Raw genomic sequence first — 16,021 nt, 5'->3', positions numbered from 1 at the left:
CAATGAGTGAACAACAGGCACACATCACCGTTCTGCTTGAAGAAGCAGTGGCCGGTCTTAATATTCGCCCCGACGGCATCTATGTGGACGGCACCTTTGGCCGCGGCGGCCACTCGCGCCATATTTTGTCAAAGCTGGGGCCAAATGGTCGTTTGCTGGCCATTGACCGGGATCCGGCGGCCATTGCCGAGGCCGCGCAAATTACCGACCCGCGTTTTCAGATTCTGCACGGCCCCTTTTCGCGTCTGGCAGAGATGATGGAAACCGAGGGCCTCACCGGCACGGTTGACGGTGTGCTGCTCGATCTCGGGGTGTCGTCGCCCCAGCTGGATGACGCCGAGCGCGGCTTCAGCTTTCAGAAGGACGGTCCCCTCGACATGCGCATGGATCCCACCAGCGGACAGAGTGCCGCCGACTGGCTTAACCATGCCGACATGGACGACATCGCCTGGGTGCTGAAGACCTTTGGCGAGGAGCGTCATGCCCGCAAGATTGCCCGGGCCATAGTGCACGACCGCCAAACCACGCCCTGGACCCGCACCCGTCAGCTGGCGGAAATGATCGCCCGGGTCAACCCGAGCAAGGAAAAGAACAAACACGCCGCGACCCGCAGTTTTCAGGCCATTCGCATCTACATCAACAGCGAGCTGGACGAAATCGAGCAGGCGCTGAACGGTGCCCTTCGTGTGCTGACCCCGGGCGGCAGGCTGTCGGTAATCAGCTTCCACTCCCTGGAAGATCGCCTGGTCAAACACTTCATTCGCAAGCATGAAAAAGGACCCGAGGTGCCGCCTGGACTGCCCCTGACCGAGGCGCAGCTGGCCGGTGGCCGTTCGCTCAAGAGCGTAGGCAAGGCGCAAAAGCCGTCGGCCGAGGAAGTGAATGCCAACCCCAGGGCCCGCAGCTCGGTATTGCGGGTAGCCGAACGGCTGGAGACCGCTGAGTAATGGAAAGCCGCATCAACCTGGCCCGGGAAGTCGGGCGGGATCTGTGGCGATACAAATGGCTGCTGCTGTTGGCGGTGGCCACCGTGGTGTCGGCCATGACGGTGATCGTGGTGACCCATGGCACTCGGCAGCTGACCAGTGAATACAACGAGCTGATGGCCGAGCAGGATAAGCTCGACATCGAGTGGCGCAACCTGCTGCTGGAGCAGAATACCCTGATGGAGCACAGCCGTGTCGAGGCCCTGGCCCGGGACAAGCTGGGCATGTACCGTCCGAATCCGGGCAAGGAAAAACTGGTGATGGAACCATGAGCAGGCGTAACCGGCAAAAAAAAGAGCCACTGCTGGCACTGGGGCGCTTTCACTTTACCTGCGCCGTTATTCTGCTGGCTTTTTTCGCCCTCTTTGCCCGGGCCGCCTGGATCCAGGTGATCTCTCCGGATCGGCTACGGCTGGAGGGGGATCTGCGATCCCTGCGATCCGCCGCGGTCAGCAACACCTCCCGAGGCATGGTCATGGATCGCAACGGCGAAGAGCTGGCGGTGTCGGTGCCGGTGCAGGCGGTGTGGGCCGATCCCAAACAGATCCACGCCGAGCGCAGCCTGGATCGGGAGCAGGCCTGGCAGGCCCTGGCCGAGGTGCTGGGAGTGCCCCATGACCGGCTGTTGGCCAGGGTGGAAAACCCCAAACGCCGTTTTGTTTACCTGCAACGCCAGGTAACCCCGGCGGTGGCCGAATACATTCGCAAGCTGCGCCTGCCGGGCGTTCACCTGCGTCCGGAAGAGCGCCGTTTTTACCCCACCGGCGAGATCAACGCCCACCTGGTGGGCATGACCAATATCGACGGCAACGGCATCGAGGGCATAGAGCGGGCCTTTAATGACTGGCTCACCGCCCAGCCCGGCGAGCGCAAGGTGCGCAAGGATCGCATGGGCCGAGTGATCGAGGATCTGGGGGTGGTGTCGGAAGCGCGCCAGGCCAACAACATCGAACTGACCATAGATCAGCGCATTCAGGCCCTGGCCTACCGTTCGCTCAAGCGCGCCTTTGAATTTCACCGGGCCACCTCGGCCTCGCTGGTGATGCTGGACGTCAAGACCGGCGAGGTGCTGGCCATGGTCAACGCGCCGTCGTTCAACCCCAATAACCGCAGTCAGTATCAGGGCTTTCGTGCCCGCAACCGGGCGGTGACCGATACCTACGAGCCCGGCTCCACCCTTAAGCCGATGATAGTGGTCAGTGCCCTGGAAAACGGTGTGGTCAAGGCCAACAGCATGATCGACACCAGCCCGGGCTGGATGCGGCTGGGCGGCAAGCGGGTGGCCGATACTCGCAACCTGGGCAACATCAGTGTGGAAACCGTGCTGCAGCGCTCATCCAACATGGGCATGGTGCGGATGGCCATGGAGGAAACCCCGGAGCAATTGCTCGATACCCTGTACCGCTTTGGCCTGGGCATTGACTCGGGCATGGGCCTGGTGGGCGAAAGCACCGGCATGGTGCCCCAGCGCCGGCGCTGGTCCGACATTGAGCAGGCCACGCTGTCGTTTGGCTATGGGGTAACGGTTACTCCGCTGCAACTGGCCCAGGCCTATGCGATTCTGGCCAACGGCGGCGTGCGCCATCCGCTGACAATTATCAAGCGCAGCCAGCCGCCGGCAGGCGAGCAGGCGGTGCCCCGGCAGCATGCCGAGGCCGTGATGCACATGCTGGAAAGCGTGGTGGGTCCGGGCGGCACCGCCCGCAATGCCGCCATCGCCGGTTACCGGGTGGGCGGCAAGACCGGCACCTCGCGCAAGGCCATTGCCGGAGGTTACGGCAGCGATTACGTGGGTCTGTTTGCCGGCGTGGCGCCGCTCAGCGATCCGCGCCTGGCCCTGGTGGTGGTGATCAACGAACCCCAGGGCGATCAGTATTACGGTGGTCAGGTGGCGGCCCCGGTGTTTGCCGAGGTGATGAGTGGCGCCCTGCAGCTGCTCAACATTCGCCCCGATGCCGCCACCGAAGAACAATTCCAGCTGGCAGGACAGGAGGCAGCACTTGTCCCTCACACTTAGAGAGCTGGCGGTGTCCCTGGGTCATTCGGCCCCGGCCATCGCCATTGAAAAGATCACCCTCGACAGCCGCCGGGTCAGTCCCGGCAGCCTGTTTATTGCCGTTAAAGGTCATCACATCGATGGTCGTCAGTTTATCGACAGCGCCCTGCAGCAGGGCGCGGCGGCGGTGATTCACCAGGTCGACAGCGCCGAGCAGGCCGGCCTGAACCCGCAGGATCATCGCCTGCTGGGAGTGCACCGGCTGCCGGAGCTGCTGTCCCGGCTGGCCGGCGCCTTTTACGGCGAGCCTTCACAGCAACTGCAACTGGTCGGGGTCACCGGCACCAATGGCAAGAGCACCGTCTCCCAGCTGATTGCCCACTGGAGCCAGCTGCTGGGCACTACCACCGGGGTGATGGGCACCCTTGGAAACGGCCTGTGCGGCCAGCTGCAGGCGGCGGTCAATACCACCGGCTCTGCGCTGGAAGTGCAGCACACCCTGGCCGGGCTGCTTGACGCCGGTGCTGCGCGCGTGGCGATGGAAGTGTCGTCCCACGGCCTGCATCAGCACCGGGTGGCCGCGCTCGATTTTGACGTGGCGGTGTTTACCAACCTGAGCCGGGATCACCTGGATTATCACGGCACCATGGCGGAATACGGCGAAGCCAAACGAGGCCTTTTTGAGCTGTGCCGGCGCAGCCGGGTGATCAACGCCGATGACGTGCTGGGCCGGCGCTGGCTGGGCCGCTATTCCGACGCCGTGGCCTACAGCCTGCACGGCCGCCTGGCGGATTTCCCCGGGCGTCAGCTGGTGGCGGAAACGGTACATTTTTATGGCGACGGGGTGAAAGTGACCATTAACTCCGACTGGGGGAATGGTGTATTATCCGCCCCCCTGATCGGCCGTTTCAACGTGGCCAACCTGCTGGCGGCCATGGGGGCACTATTGGAGCTGGGTGAGTCTTTCGAGCGCCTGCTGGAAACGGCGCCAAGACTGACCGGTGTGGCCGGGCGCATGGAGCCCTTTACCGCCCCGGGCAAACCGCTGGTGGTGGTGGATTATGCCCACACACCGGATGCCCTGGAGCAGGTACTGCAGGCGCTGCGTCAGCATTGCCGGGGTCGGCTGTGGTGCCTGACCGGATGCGGCGGTGATCGGGACAAGGGCAAACGGCCGCTGATGGCGGCGGCGGCCGAAAGCGCCGCCGACGTGGTGATCCTGACCGATGACAATCCGCGCACCGAGTCGCCCGAGGCCATCATCGCCGATATGCGGGCCGGTCTGAGCGCGCCGGATGAGGCCATCGTCATTCATGCCCGCGCCGACGCCATCGCCCATGCCCTGGAGGCGGCGGACGAGCGGGACATCATATTGGTAGCAGGCAAGGGCCATGAGGATTATCAGATAGTGGGCACCCAAACCATACATTACAGCGACCGGGAAACCGTGGCCGCGCTGCTGGGAGAGGTTCAGTGATAGCCGTTTCCCTGAGCCGGCTGGCCGATGCTTCTGGCGGCGAGCTGCGCGGCACCGACCGCGACATTCTGGCGGTGTCTACCGACAGCCGCCAGCCCATGCATGAGGGCTGCCTGTTTGTGGCGCTGTCCGGCGATCGCTTTGATGCCCACGACTTTGCCGAACAGGCGGTGAAGCAGGGCGCCGCTGCCCTGCTGGTTGAGCGCTGGCTGGAGCTGGATTTACCCCAGATCCGCGTGGCCGATACGCGGCTGGCGCTGGGCGTGCTGGGCGGCCTGGTGCGTGAACAAAGCCATGCTCGCGTGCTGGCCATCACCGGCAGCTGTGGCAAGACCACGGTGAAGGAAATGGCCGCCAGCATACTGCGCCAGAAAGGCGAGGTGCTGGCCACCAGGGGCAACCTCAACAATGAAATCGGCGTGCCCCTGACCCTGTGCGAGCTGACCGATGCCATCGACTATGCGGTGATCGAGCTCGGCGCCAATCACATCGGCGAAATTGCCTGGACCAGCTCGCTGGCAAAGCCCCATGTGGCATTGATCAACAACGTGGAAGCCTCGCACCTGGAAGGGTTCGGCTCGCTGGAAGGCATTGCCCAGGCCAAGGGAGAAATCTACGGCGGCCTGGAGCCCGGTGGGGTGGCCATCGCCAACGGCGACAGCCCCTTCTGCAGCCTGTGGAAACAACAGGTGGAGCTGACGTATTTCGGCGAGCGCCGTGAATACCAGGCCCGCCAGGTGACCCTGGATGCCGCCGGCTGTGCCCGTTTTCGGCTGCTGACGCCTCAGGGCGAGGTGGACGTGCAGTTGCCGGTGCCCGGCAGGCACAACGTGGCCAATGCGCTGGCCGCCGCCGCCGGTACCGAACAGCTGGGCGCTAGCCTGGAGGATATTGCGACCGGACTTGCCGCCTTTGATCAGGCCAAGGGCCGGTTGCAGGTATGGACGCGACCTGGTCTGACGGTACTGGATGATACCTATAACGCCAGCGTCGCGTCGGTACTGGCCGGGCTCGATACCCTGGCCAGCCTGCCGGGTTACCGCATTTTCGTGTTTGGTGACATGGCCGAGCTCGGGGATTACAGCCGCGACATGCATGTCAGGGTGGGCGAGCATGCCCGCAAGCTTGGCATTGACGCCGTGCTGACCGCGGGTGAAGACAGCCGGCACACGGCCACGGCGGCCCAGGGCCGTCATTTCGACAACAAGCAACAACTGTGGCCAGCGCTGAAGGCAGAACTGGCGGCACACAACAAGGTGGTAGTTTTGGTCAAGGGTGCACGCAGTGCCCGGATGGAAGACATGGTCCGGGCCATTTGGGAGGGCGAGCTATGCTAGTCTGGCTGGCGGAATGGCTGACCCCCCATTTCGGGTTTTTCAACGTATTTTCCTATCTCACCTTCAGGGCCATCGTCTCCATCCTGACCGGCCTGCTGGTATCGCTGTGGATAGGCCCCCGGCTCATTCGCCGGCTGCAGAAACTGCAGATTGGCCAGGTGGTGCGCAACGACGGCCCCGAGTCCCACTTCAGCAAGGCCGGCACCCCCACCATGGGCGGCCTGATGATCCTTATCGCCATCTTCGTGTCGGTGCTGCTGTGGGCCCGGCTGTCGAATCCCTATGTGTGGGTGGTGCTGTTTGTGTTGGGCGCCTTTGGTGCCATCGGCTTTGTCGATGACTACCGCAAGGTGGTGCGCAAGAACACCGATGGTCTGATTGCGCGCTGGAAATATTTCTGGCAGTCGGCGGCGGCGCTGGCGGCGGCGGGCTTTGTCTACTGGATTGCCCAGGAGCCGGCCCAGACCCAGCTGGTGGTGCCCTTTTTCAAGGACGTCATGCCCCAGCTCGGGCTGTTCTTCGTGGTGCTCAGCTACTTTGTGATCGTGGGCTCCAGCAATGCGGTCAACCTCACAGACGGCCTCGACGGCCTGGCCATCATGCCCACCGTCATGGTGGCGGCGGGCTTTGCCCTGGTGGCCTGGGCCACCGGCAACGTCAACTTCGCCGAGTACCTGCACATTCCCTATGTAGCCAATGCCGGCGAGCTGACCGTGGTATGTACCGCCATCGTCGGTGCCGGCCTCGGCTTTTTGTGGTTCAACACCTTTCCCGCCCAGGTGTTTATGGGCGATGTGGGCTCCCTGGCGCTGGGCGCTACCCTGGGGGTGATTGCCGTGCTGGTGCGCCAGGAATTTCTGCTGGTGATCATGGGCGGCATCTTCGTGATCGAGACCCTGTCGGTGATCCTGCAAGTGGGATCCTACAAGCTGCGGGGCCAGCGTATTTTCCGCATGGCGCCCATTCATCATCATTACGAGCTGAAAGGCTGGCCCGAGCCCAGAGTGATCGTTCGCTTCTGGATCATCACCCTGATGCTGGTGCTGACCGGCCTGGCCACCCTGAAGCTGAGATAACGCCATGATCCCTGCGCGCACTGTGATTATCGGACTGGGACAGACGGGACTTTCCTGTGTGCGTTACTGCGCGCGCCTCGGGGTGAGCCCCGTGGTGATGGACACTCGTGCCCAGCCGCCGGGTGCCGAGCAACTGCCCGCCGGGCTGGAGTGCCACTTCGGCGGCTTCGACGCCGAGGTGCTGCTCAGTGCCGAACTGATCATTGTCAGCCCCGGTGTTCCCCTGGCCACCCCCGAGTTGCGTCGCGCCGCCGAGGCCGGGGTGGAAATCATCGGTGATGTCGAGTTGTTCCTGCGAGCATGCCGTGCCCCGGTGATCGCCATTACCGGCTCCAACGGCAAGAGCACGGTCACCACCCTGGTGGGCGAGATGGCTGCCGAGGCCGGCCTGGCGGTGGGCGTGGGGGGCAATATCGGTACGCCGGCGCTGGAACTGCTGAACCGGCCGCTGGAGCTGGCGGTGCTGGAGCTGTCCAGTTTCCAGCTGGAAACCACCCCCGGCCTGGCGGCGCGGGCCGCCACCGTGCTCAATATCAGCGAGGATCACCTGGATCGCTACGACTCCCTGGCCCATTACCGGGACACCAAGCTCGGCATCTACCGAGGGGCCGGGCTTTGTGTGTATAACCGGGAAGACGGTGAGACCACGCCTCCGGCGGGTCGCCGGGCGGTGAGTTTTGGCCTCGACGCACGGGATTATGGCCGCATCGACCATCAGGGCGAACGCTGGCTCAGCGTGCACGGCGAGCCTGTGCTGGCGGTGCCGGAGCTGCGCATCGTGGGCGCCCATAACCAGCTTAATGCGCTCGCCGCCATGGCCCTGGCGGACGAAGCCGGCATTGCCCAAGCCGCCCAGCTGGCGGTGCTGCGCCGCTTTGGCGGCCTGGCCCACCGCAGTCAGTTTATCGCCGAGAAAGGCGGAGTGCGCTGGATCAACGACTCCAAGGCCACCAATGTGGGCGCCACCCTGGCCGCCATTGATGGCATCGCCGATGGCATGAGCGGTCGGCTGTGGCTGATCGCCGGCGGTCAGGGCAAGGGCCAGGACTTTGGCCCGCTGGTGCCGCTGCTGCACTCGTGCATCGCCGGCATGGCCTGCCTGGGTCAGGATCGAGCGCAATTGCTGCGTCTTGCCGACAATACGCACGCCGTGGCCGACATGGCCGAGGCGGTGGCCTGGTGTGCGGAGCAGGCGCAGGCCGGAGACTGGGTGTTGCTGGCGCCGGCCTGTGCCAGCCTGGACATGTATTCCAGCTACACGGCCCGGGGTGATCACTTTGCGGCCCTGGTGGAGGCGTTATGACGCTATTGCCTTCACCCCGTCTGGACTGGCTGCTGCGACCGTCCCAGGGCCATATTTATGACCGTCAGCTGGTCATCCTGTCCCTGGCGCTGATGGCGATCGGCCTGGTCATGGTGTCGTCCGCCTCCATCGCCGAGGGCATCGCGGTGGGCAGCGATCCCTTTTATTTCGTCAAGCGTCACGGCAGCTTTCTGCTGATCTGCCTGTTTCTGAGCACCCTGGTGCTGCAGGTGCCCATGGCCCGCTGGCAGCAATTCAACGCCGGTTTTCTGGTGCTGGCGCTGATCATGTTGATGCTGGTACTGGTGGCTGGACGCGAAATCAACGGCAGTAAGCGCTGGCTGGCGCTGGGACTGTTCAACGTGCAGCCGGCGGAAATCGCCAAGCTGGCGCTGTTCACCTTTCTTGCCGGCTTTTTGGTGCGCAAGCAGGACGAGGTACGCGGCCACTGGAAGGGATTTCTCAAGCCACTGGCGGTGATGGGCATCATGTCGTTGTTGTTGCTCAAGCAGCCGGATCTGGGATCCGTGGTGGTGCTCTTTGTCACCACCCTCGGCATGCTGTTTATCGCCGGCGCCCGCATGGGTCAGTTTATCAGCCTGGTGACCCTGGGCGTGGCACTGGTGGCGGGGCTGATCGCCATGGCGCCCTACCGCATGAAGCGGGTGACTTCCTTTCTCAATCCCTGGGACGATCCCTTTGGCAGCGGTTACCAGCTGACCCAGTCGCTGATGGCCTTTGGCCGGGGCGGCTGGTTTGGTGAAGGCCTGGGTAACTCCATTCAGAAACTGGAATACCTGCCCGAGGCCCATACCGATTTCGTATTCGCCATTCTCGGCGAAGAGTTGGGCTTTACCGGGGTGCTGCTGGTATTGCTGCTGCAGTGCTGGCTGGCGTTCAAGGCCCTGCGCATCGGCCAGAAGGTGCTGCTGGGAGGCCGCCAGTACGAAGGCTATCTGGCCATGGGCATCGGCATCTGGTTCAGCTTTCAGACCGTGGTGAATGTGGGCGCGGCCTCGGGCCTGTTGCCCACCAAAGGCCTGACCCTGCCGCTGGTCAGCTACGGCGGCTCCAGCCTGCTGGTGATGAGCACGGCGGTGGCCATTCTGGTGCGTATTGATTTTGAATGGCGGCGGGATCACATGCAGGCCAGACAGCGGGAGGTGTTATGAGCAACAACAAGACCCTGCTGGTCATGGCCGGCGGTACCGGCGGCCACGTCTTTCCCGGGCTGGCGGTGGCCGACCTGCTGCGGGACGAAGGCTGGACCATTCACTGGCTGGGCACCGCCGAGCGCATGGAGGCCCGGCTGGTGCCGGAGCACGGCTATCCGCTGCACACCATCGACATCGCCGGGGTGCGCGGCAACGGCGTGAAACGGCTGCTGGCGGCGCCCTTTAAAATAGCCAACGCCGTGCGCCAGGCGCGCAGCGTGCTGAAACAAACCCGGCCGGACGTGGTGCTGGGCATGGGCGGTTTTGCCGCCGGCCCGGGGGGCGTGGCGGCCAGGTTGGCGGGCATTCCGCTGGTGCTGCACGAGCAAAATGCCGCCGCCGGCATGACCAACAAGTTGCTGGCGCGCATCGCCAGCCGTGTGCTGATGGCCTTTCCCGGCGCCTTTGAGCAGGGCGAGGTGGTGGGCAACCCGGTGCGTCCGGACGTGGTGGCGCTGCCGGCACCGGCCGAACGCATCGGCACCGGGGTTCAGCCGCTGCGGCTGCTGGTGGTGGGCGGCAGCCTGGGCGCGAAGATACTCAACGACACCCTGCCCGAGGCCCTGGCGCAAGTGAGTGCCCCGGTGCAAGTGCGCCACCAGTGTGGCAAGGGCAACGGCGAGGCAGTGCGCGCCGCCTATGCGGCGCACGGAATCAAGGCCGAGGTGAGTGATTTTATTTCCGACATGGCCGCCGCCTATGGCGAGGCCGATCTGGTGGTGTGCCGGGCGGGGGCGCTGACGGTGTCGGAAGTGGCCGCGGCGGGACTGGGCGCCATTTTCGTGCCGCTGCCCCACGCGGTGGACGACCACCAGACCAAAAACGCGCAGGCGCTGGTGAGCGAAGGCGCGGCCCTGCTGATGCCACAACAAGCCCTGACCCCGGCGGCACTGGCGCAGCAACTGGAACAACTGGCCGGCAACCGGGAGCGGCTGCGGGACATGGCCGGCAGGGCCCGGCAACTGGCAATTACCGATGCGGCGGCGCGGGTGGCGGACTGCCTGCGCGGCCTGGCGACATAAACGAGAGACTGGCATGACCAAGGTTGAACTGGCAAAACTGAGAAGCATGATTCCGGAGATGAGACGGGTCAGACGCATTCATTTTATCGGCATTGGCGGTGCCGGTATGGGCGGTATTGCCGAAGTGCTCGCCAATGAAGGCTATGCCATTACCGGCTCCGACATCGCCTACAACCCGGTCACCGACCGGCTGCAGGCCATGGGCGCCACCATTTTCCTGGGCCATGACGCCCAGCAGGTGGCCGGGGCCAGCGTGGTGGTGGTGTCCACCGCCATTCAGGCCGACAACCCCGAGCTGCTGGCGGCACGGGATCTGCGCATTCCGGTGGTGCGCCGAGCCGAGATGCTGGCGGAGCTGATGCGTTTTCGCCACGGCGTGGCGGTGGCCGGTACTCACGGCAAGACCACCACCACCAGTCTGGTGGCCAGCATCTACGGTGAGGCCGAGCTGGATCCCACCTTTGTTATCGGTGGCCTGCTCAATAGCGCCGGCTGCAACGCCCGCCTGGGCTCCAGTCGTTACCTGATCGCCGAGGCGGACGAAAGCGATGCGTCCTTCCTGCACCTGCAGCCCATGGTGTCGATCGTCACCAATATCGAAGCGGATCACATGGACACCTATGGCGGCGACTTCAGCAAGCTGGAAGGTACCTTCGTCGACTTTCTGCACAATCTGCCCTTCTATGGCCTGGCGGTGCTGTGTATCGACGACAGCGTGGTGCGGGGCCTGTTGCCGCGCATCGGCCGCCAGTTCGTCACCTATGGCTTCAATCCCGAGGCCGATTACCGGGTGGAAGACTTTCAACAGAGCGCCGATCACAGCACCTTTCGCGTGTGCCGCCCCGACGGCAGCTGCCTGGACGTTCAGCTCAACCTGCCGGGCCGGCACAATGCCCAAAACGCGGCGGCGGCCATCGCCGTGGCCTGTGAAGACGGCATCGAAGACGGGGCCATTCTGGCGGCGCTGAAAAAATTCGAGGGGGTGGGCCGGCGCTTTCAACAGTATGGCGAGTTCGACACCGGTCGTGGCCGGGTCAAGCTGGTGGACGACTACGGCCATCACCCGAGTGAAGTGCGCGCCACCCAGAATGCGGTGCGGGCCGGCTGGCCCGAGCGCCGGCTGGTGACCATCTACCAGCCTCACCGTTATACCCGCACAAGGGACCTGTATGAGGATTTTGTCGACGTACTGTCAAAAAGCGATGTGCTGATCCTGCTGGAAGTGTACAGTGCTGGCGAATCACCCATTCCCGGCGCCGACAGCCGGGCGTTGTGCCGCAGCATTCGCAGCCGGGGTCAGGAGCCTATCTATGTGGCCACTCCCGACGAGGTGCCGGCCGTGCTGGCGGAGCTGATGCAGGAAGGTGACATTGTACTGACCCAGGGGGCCGGCAACGTGGGCGCCCTGGCGCGCAAACTGGGCGGCCTGAAACTCTCGGCCGAGGCGATGAAGCTGCAAGGGGAGCAATGATGGAACAATTCGGCAAGGTTGCTGTGCTCTTTGGCGGACGCTCCGCCGAGCGGGAAGTGTCACTGCGCTCCGGTGCCGCCGTGCTCGCCGGCCTGCAGCGCGCCGGGGTCGATGCCCATGGCGTTGACACCAAAGACTATCCGCTGGCACGGCTGAAGGAAGAGGGCTTTGACCGAGCCTTTATTGTGGTGCATGGCCGAGGCGGTGAAGACGGCACCCTGCAGGGCGCCCTGGAACATCTGGGCATTCCCTATACCGGCTCCCGAGTGCTGGGCGCGGCCCTGGCCATGGACAAGATTCGCACCAAGCAGGTGTGGCGGGCCATGGGGCTGCCCACCGCCGACTTTGACATCGTGCGCCGTAAGGACTTTCAGCCCGCCATGGCCGATGCGCTGATGGCGCGTTTTGGCGGGCCCGTGTTCGTCAAGCCGTCTCACGAAGGTTCCAGCATCGGCATGGCCCGGGCGGAAAGCGCCGCCGAGCTGCGCGCGGCCATTGATGCCGCCTTTGAGTTTGACGACGAAGTGCTGCTGGAGCGCTTTATCGACGGCGACGAATATACCGTCAGCATTCTGGGAGAGCGCGCGCTGCCGGCCATTCGCCTGCGCACGCCCCATACCTTTTACGATTATTCGGCCAAGTACCAGTCCGGCGACACCGAGTATCTCTGCCCCTGTGGCCTGAGCGAGCCGGAAGAGCAGGCGCTGGGCGAGCTGTGCCTTCAGGCCTTTGACGCCGTGGCCGCCAGCGGCTGGGGCCGGGTGGATCTGATGCGGGGTCGCAGCGGCCAGTGGTGGCTGCTGGAGGTCAATACGGTGCCGGGCATGACCGAGACCAGCCTGGTGCCCAAGGCGGCTCGAGTGGCCGGACTCGATTTTGATCAGCTGGTGGTGCGCGTGCTGGGAATGGCGGACTGAAATGAGCGAGGTCGTGGCCACCCGTACCCGGCTGGGTTTTTTGTCCGGCCTGGTGTTTTTTCTGCTGGTACTGGGCACCTTGCTGTGGGGCCTGTGGCAGCTGGTGATGTGGGCGACGGCGGCCAATCAGGTGCCGGTGAACAGCCTGATTATTCAGGGCGAGCACCGTTTCGTGAGCCGTGATGACATGCGCGAATCGGTGCTGGCGCTGCCCGAGGTGGGCAACTTTTTTGCCCTGGAGGTGGATCGGGTGCAGCAGCAGCTGCAGGCACTGCCCTGGGTATACAGCGCCTCGGTACGCAAGCAGTGGCCCGACACCCTGCGGGTCTACATAGTGGAGCAGCCGGTGGCGGCGTTCTGGAACGAGCAGGATCTGGTCAACCGCCACGGCGAGGTGTTTCACGCCGATAGGGGCGAGCTAGAGCTGGTGAGCCTGTCGGGACCGGATGAAGAAGCGCCCAGGGTGCTGGAAGAATATCAGCGCCTGCGCATGTTGTTGGGTGAGCAGGGGTACCGTATCAGCCGCGTTCACCTGACGCCGCGCTTTTCCTGGGAGCTGACCCTGAGTGACGGGGTGCGGCTGATACTGGGGCGGGACGATATTGAAGCCCGTCTGCAACGATTTGTGAATGTCTATCCGGGCATTGCTGGACGCGAGCGAGTGGCCTATCTCGACCTGCGTTACGATACCGGGTTGGCAGTGGGATGGAAGCAGGACGAAGAGACAGAGAATGACCAAGAGCGCGGAACGAAATCTGATCGTCGGGCTTGATATCGGCACGGCCAAGGTCACTGCCCTGGTGGGCGAAGTGCTGCCGGACGGTGATCTCAATATCATCGGCCTCGGCAGCCATGCGGCAAAAGGCATGGACAAGGGCGGCGTGAACGATCTTGAGTCGGTGGTCAAGTCCCTGAAACGGGCGGTGGATGAGGCCGAAATGATGGCCGACTGCCAGATCACCTCCGTTTACCTGGGCTTGTCGGGCAAGCACATCGAATGCCGCAACGAAACCGGCATGGTGCCCATTTCCGACGAGGAAGTGACCCAGGAAGACATGGACAATGTCATCCACACCGCCAAGTCGGTGCGGTTGTCCGACGAGCACCGGGTGTTGCACGTGATTCCCCAGGAGTACTCCATCGATTTTCAGGAGGGGATTCGCAATCCCATTGGCTTGTCCGGTGTGCGCATGCACGCCAAGGTGCACCTGATTACCTGTCACAACGACATGGCGCGCAATATTGAGAAGTGCGTGGAACGCCTTGGCCTGCGGGTGGATCAACTGATTTTCAGCGCCCTGGCGTCCAGCTATGCGGTGCTGACCGAGGACGAGAAGGAGCTGGGCGTGTGTGTGGTCGACATCGGCGGCGGCACCATGGACATGGCGGTGTTCACCGGCGGCGCCCTGCGCCACACCAAGGTGATTCCCTATGCCGGCAGCACGGTGACCAGTGACATCGCCTACGCCTTTGGCACGCCGCCGCTGGATGCGGAAGCCATCAAGGTACGTCACGGCTGCGCCTTCAGTCGCCTGGTGAGCAAGGAAGACAGCATAGAGGTGCCAAGCGTGGGCGGGCGACCGGCCCGTAGCCTGCAGCGCCAGACCCTGGCCGAGGTGATCGAGCCCCGCTACAGCGAGCTGCTCGGCATGATCAACCAGGAGCTGGCCAAGGTGCAGGGCGAGCTGAAAAAGGCCGGGGTCAAGCATCAGCTGGCCGCCGGCCTGGTGCTGACCGGCGGCGCCGCCCAGATCGAAGGACTGGTGGAATGCGCCGAGCAGATTTTTCAGTGCCAGGTACGGGTGGGCCAGCCCGGCGGTATCAAGGGATTATCGGATTATGTTGAGACACCGGTGTACTCCACCGCCGTGGGGCTGCTGCAATACGGCAAGGAGCACCAGTCGATGCCTCAGCAGGAATACAGCGGCAAGTCCAGCGTCACCGGCCTGTTCCGGCGGGTGGGCAACTGGCTGCGTGGCGAATTTTAAGTCCGGCACAAGCACGCCGGAACCAAAGCGGAGAGAGGGTGAATCCTATGTTTGAACTGATGAATGATCACGAGCAGGAAGCCGTCATTAAAGTGGTCGGTGTAGGCGGCGGCGGCGGTAACGCCGTGGAGCACATGGTGCGTGAAAACCTGGAAGGCGTGGAATTCCTGGCGATCAACACCGATGCCCAGGCATTGCGCAACGCCAGCGCCCATCACACCCTGCAGGTCGGCAGCGCCATTACGAAGGGCCTGGGCGCGGGAGCCAATCCGGAAGTAGGGCGCGATGCGGCACTGGAAGACAAGGATGCCATTCGCGATCTGCTCGACGGCGCCGACATGGTGTTTATCGCCGCCGGCATGGGTGGTGGTACCGGCACCGGTGCCGCCCCCGTGGTGGCCGAAGTGGCCAAGGAGCTGGGCATTCTGACCGTGGCGGTGGTGACCAAGCCATTCGCCTTTGAAGGCAAGAAGCGCATGAACTACGCCCAGCAGGGCATCAACGAGCTGGCCAAGCACGTCGACTCGCTGATCACCATTCCCAACGACAAGCTGCTCAAGGTGCTGGGCCGGGGCATTTCCCTGCTGGACGCCTTCAAGGCCGCCAACAACGTGCTGCTGGGCGCGGTACAGGGCATTGCCGAACTGATCACCCGCCCGGGTCTGATTAACGTCGACTTCGCCGACGTTCGCACCGTGATGCGGGAAATGGGTACCGCCATGATGGGTACCGGCCACGCCACCGGTGAAGACCGGGCCGAGGAAGCCGCCGAGAAGGCCATCTCCAGCCCGCTGCTGGAAGACGTGGATCTGGCCGGTGCCCGTGGCATTCTGGTCAACATCACCGCCGGTCTCGACATGAGCATCGAGGAGTTCGAAACCGTGGGCAACGCGGTCAAGGCCTTTGCCTCCGAGAACGCCACCGTGGTGGTGGGTACCGTACTGGATCCGGAAATCACCGACGAGCTGCGGGTAACCGTGGTGGCCACCGGTATCGGTGCCGAGCGCAAGCCCGACATCACCCTGGTGAAATCCGGCAACAGCCAGGAAAGCAGCCCCCGTCGCCCCGATCTGGGCCACGAGGAGCAGTCCGGCAAGCTGGCGGTGAACGCCGACAATACTCAGGTCAAGACCGATCTGGACTACCTGGATATTCCGGCCTTCCTGCGCAAGCAAGCCGACTGAGCCTGGTTGAAAAAGCGCCTCATTGGCGCCGGCGGGCAAAGCTGTGTTAG

14 protein-coding genes are annotated in these 16,021 nt (G+C 63.9%); all 14 read left to right on the top strand.

All coding sequences use genetic code 11. The annotated features are described in order from the left end of the window. Positions 1–2 precede the first annotated feature (2 nt). The 14 genes from rsmH to ftsZ are packed head-to-tail and all read left to right on the top strand — an operon-like array spanning position 3 to position 15,971. Positions 3–947, top strand: a complete 945-nt coding sequence (gene rsmH / locus B6S08_RS13955; RefSeq protein WP_094201417.1) for a 16S rRNA (cytosine(1402)-N(4))-methyltransferase RsmH — start codon at positions 3–5, stop codon at positions 945–947. Then, entirely contained in the window at positions 947–1,258 is a 312-nt protein-coding gene (gene ftsL, locus B6S08_RS13950; RefSeq protein ID WP_094201416.1) for a cell division protein FtsL, read from the top strand. The genes rsmH and ftsL overlap by 1 nt, the downstream gene beginning before the upstream one ends. Continuing rightward, complete coding sequence (locus B6S08_RS13945) at positions 1,255–3,003, top strand: penicillin-binding transpeptidase domain-containing protein (RefSeq protein ID WP_094201415.1); 1,749 nt, start codon at positions 1,255–1,257, stop codon at positions 3,001–3,003. The genes ftsL and B6S08_RS13945 overlap by 4 nt, the downstream gene beginning before the upstream one ends. Further along, the gene (gene murE / locus B6S08_RS13940; RefSeq protein WP_094201414.1) at positions 2,987–4,459 is read left to right on the top strand and encodes a UDP-N-acetylmuramoyl-L-alanyl-D-glutamate--2,6-diaminopimelate ligase; all 1,473 of its coding nucleotides are present in this window, start codon (positions 2,987–2,989) and stop codon (positions 4,457–4,459) included. The genes B6S08_RS13945 and murE overlap by 17 nt, the downstream gene beginning before the upstream one ends. Then, on the top strand, positions 4,456–5,796 hold the full coding sequence (locus B6S08_RS13935) for a UDP-N-acetylmuramoyl-tripeptide--D-alanyl-D-alanine ligase (protein WP_094201413.1): 1,341 nt from the start codon (positions 4,456–4,458) through the stop codon (positions 5,794–5,796). Before murE ends, B6S08_RS13935 begins: the two co-directional genes overlap by 4 nt. After that, positions 5,790–6,872, top strand: coding sequence for a phospho-N-acetylmuramoyl-pentapeptide-transferase (gene mraY, locus B6S08_RS13930; protein WP_094201412.1), 1,083 nt, complete (start codon positions 5,790–5,792; stop codon positions 6,870–6,872). The genes B6S08_RS13935 and mraY overlap by 7 nt, the downstream gene beginning before the upstream one ends. A 4-nt stretch (positions 6,873–6,876) precedes the next feature. After that, complete coding sequence (gene murD, locus B6S08_RS13925) at positions 6,877–8,175, top strand: UDP-N-acetylmuramoyl-L-alanine--D-glutamate ligase (RefSeq protein ID WP_094201411.1); 1,299 nt, start codon at positions 6,877–6,879, stop codon at positions 8,173–8,175. Beyond that, on the top strand, positions 8,172–9,347 hold the full coding sequence (gene ftsW / locus B6S08_RS13920) for a cell division protein FtsW (RefSeq protein ID WP_094201410.1): 1,176 nt from the start codon (positions 8,172–8,174) through the stop codon (positions 9,345–9,347). The genes murD and ftsW overlap by 4 nt, the downstream gene beginning before the upstream one ends. Then, positions 9,344–10,411 (top strand): undecaprenyldiphospho-muramoylpentapeptide beta-N-acetylglucosaminyltransferase, encoded by a 1,068-nt coding sequence (gene murG, locus B6S08_RS13915; protein WP_094201409.1) that lies wholly within the window; start codon positions 9,344–9,346, stop codon positions 10,409–10,411. The genes ftsW and murG overlap by 4 nt, the downstream gene beginning before the upstream one ends. Positions 10,412–10,424: 13 nt before the next feature. Beyond that, the gene (gene murC, locus B6S08_RS13910; protein WP_094201408.1) at positions 10,425–11,882 is read left to right on the top strand and encodes a UDP-N-acetylmuramate--L-alanine ligase; all 1,458 of its coding nucleotides are present in this window, start codon (positions 10,425–10,427) and stop codon (positions 11,880–11,882) included. Beyond that, positions 11,879–12,799: a D-alanine--D-alanine ligase gene (locus B6S08_RS13905; RefSeq protein ID WP_240919718.1), complete on the top strand. Its 921-nt coding sequence runs from the start codon at positions 11,879–11,881 to the stop codon at positions 12,797–12,799. Before murC ends, B6S08_RS13905 begins: the two co-directional genes overlap by 4 nt. A gap of 1 nt (position 12,800) precedes the next feature. After that, on the top strand, positions 12,801–13,571 hold the full coding sequence (locus tag B6S08_RS13900) for a cell division protein FtsQ/DivIB (RefSeq protein ID WP_094201406.1): 771 nt from the start codon (positions 12,801–12,803) through the stop codon (positions 13,569–13,571). Beyond that, complete coding sequence (gene ftsA, locus B6S08_RS13895; RefSeq protein ID WP_094201405.1) at positions 13,531–14,787, top strand: cell division protein FtsA; 1,257 nt, start codon at positions 13,531–13,533, stop codon at positions 14,785–14,787. Before B6S08_RS13900 ends, ftsA begins: the two co-directional genes overlap by 41 nt. A 47-nt stretch (positions 14,788–14,834) precedes the next feature. Further along, positions 14,835–15,971 carry a cell division protein FtsZ gene (gene ftsZ, locus B6S08_RS13890; RefSeq protein ID WP_094201404.1) on the top strand — a complete coding sequence of 379 codons (1,137 nt, stop codon included), beginning with the start codon at positions 14,835–14,837 and terminating at the stop codon, positions 15,969–15,971. Positions 15,972–16,021 lie beyond the last annotated feature (50 nt).

Source organism: Oceanimonas doudoroffii, assembly GCF_002242685.1.
Taxonomy (GTDB): Bacteria; Pseudomonadota; Gammaproteobacteria; order Enterobacterales; family Aeromonadaceae; genus Oceanimonas; species Oceanimonas doudoroffii.
Note: the sequence above shows the minus strand (reverse complement) of the source record. Positions and strands in the feature narration are given on the sequence as shown.

What these genes read in the sequence shown, in the direction of transcription:
- B6S08_RS13945 (WP_094201415.1), top strand. Translation starts at nt 1,255, where the DNA reads ATGAGCAGGCGTAACCGGCAAAAAAAAGAGCCACTGCTGGCACTGGGG.
- ftsL (WP_094201416.1), top strand. Translation starts at nt 947, where the DNA reads ATGGAAAGCCGCATCAACCTGGCCCGGGAAGTCGGGCGGGATCTGTGG.
- B6S08_RS13900 (WP_094201406.1), top strand. Translation starts at nt 12,801, where the DNA reads ATGAGCGAGGTCGTGGCCACCCGTACCCGGCTGGGTTTTTTGTCCGGC.
- ftsW (WP_094201410.1), top strand. Translation starts at nt 8,172, where the DNA reads ATGACGCTATTGCCTTCACCCCGTCTGGACTGGCTGCTGCGACCGTCC.
- B6S08_RS13905 (WP_240919718.1), top strand. Translation starts at nt 11,879, where the DNA reads ATGATGGAACAATTCGGCAAGGTTGCTGTGCTCTTTGGCGGACGCTCC.
- ftsA (WP_094201405.1), top strand. Translation starts at nt 13,531, where the DNA reads ATGACCAAGAGCGCGGAACGAAATCTGATCGTCGGGCTTGATATCGGC.
- murD (WP_094201411.1), top strand. Translation starts at nt 6,877, where the DNA reads ATGATCCCTGCGCGCACTGTGATTATCGGACTGGGACAGACGGGACTT.
- mraY (WP_094201412.1), top strand. Translation starts at nt 5,790, where the DNA reads ATGCTAGTCTGGCTGGCGGAATGGCTGACCCCCCATTTCGGGTTTTTC.
- murC (WP_094201408.1), top strand. Translation starts at nt 10,425, where the DNA reads ATGACCAAGGTTGAACTGGCAAAACTGAGAAGCATGATTCCGGAGATG.
- ftsZ (WP_094201404.1), top strand. Translation starts at nt 14,835, where the DNA reads ATGTTTGAACTGATGAATGATCACGAGCAGGAAGCCGTCATTAAAGTG.
- murG (WP_094201409.1), top strand. Translation starts at nt 9,344, where the DNA reads ATGAGCAACAACAAGACCCTGCTGGTCATGGCCGGCGGTACCGGCGGC.
- rsmH (WP_094201417.1), top strand. Translation starts at nt 3, where the DNA reads ATGAGTGAACAACAGGCACACATCACCGTTCTGCTTGAAGAAGCAGTG.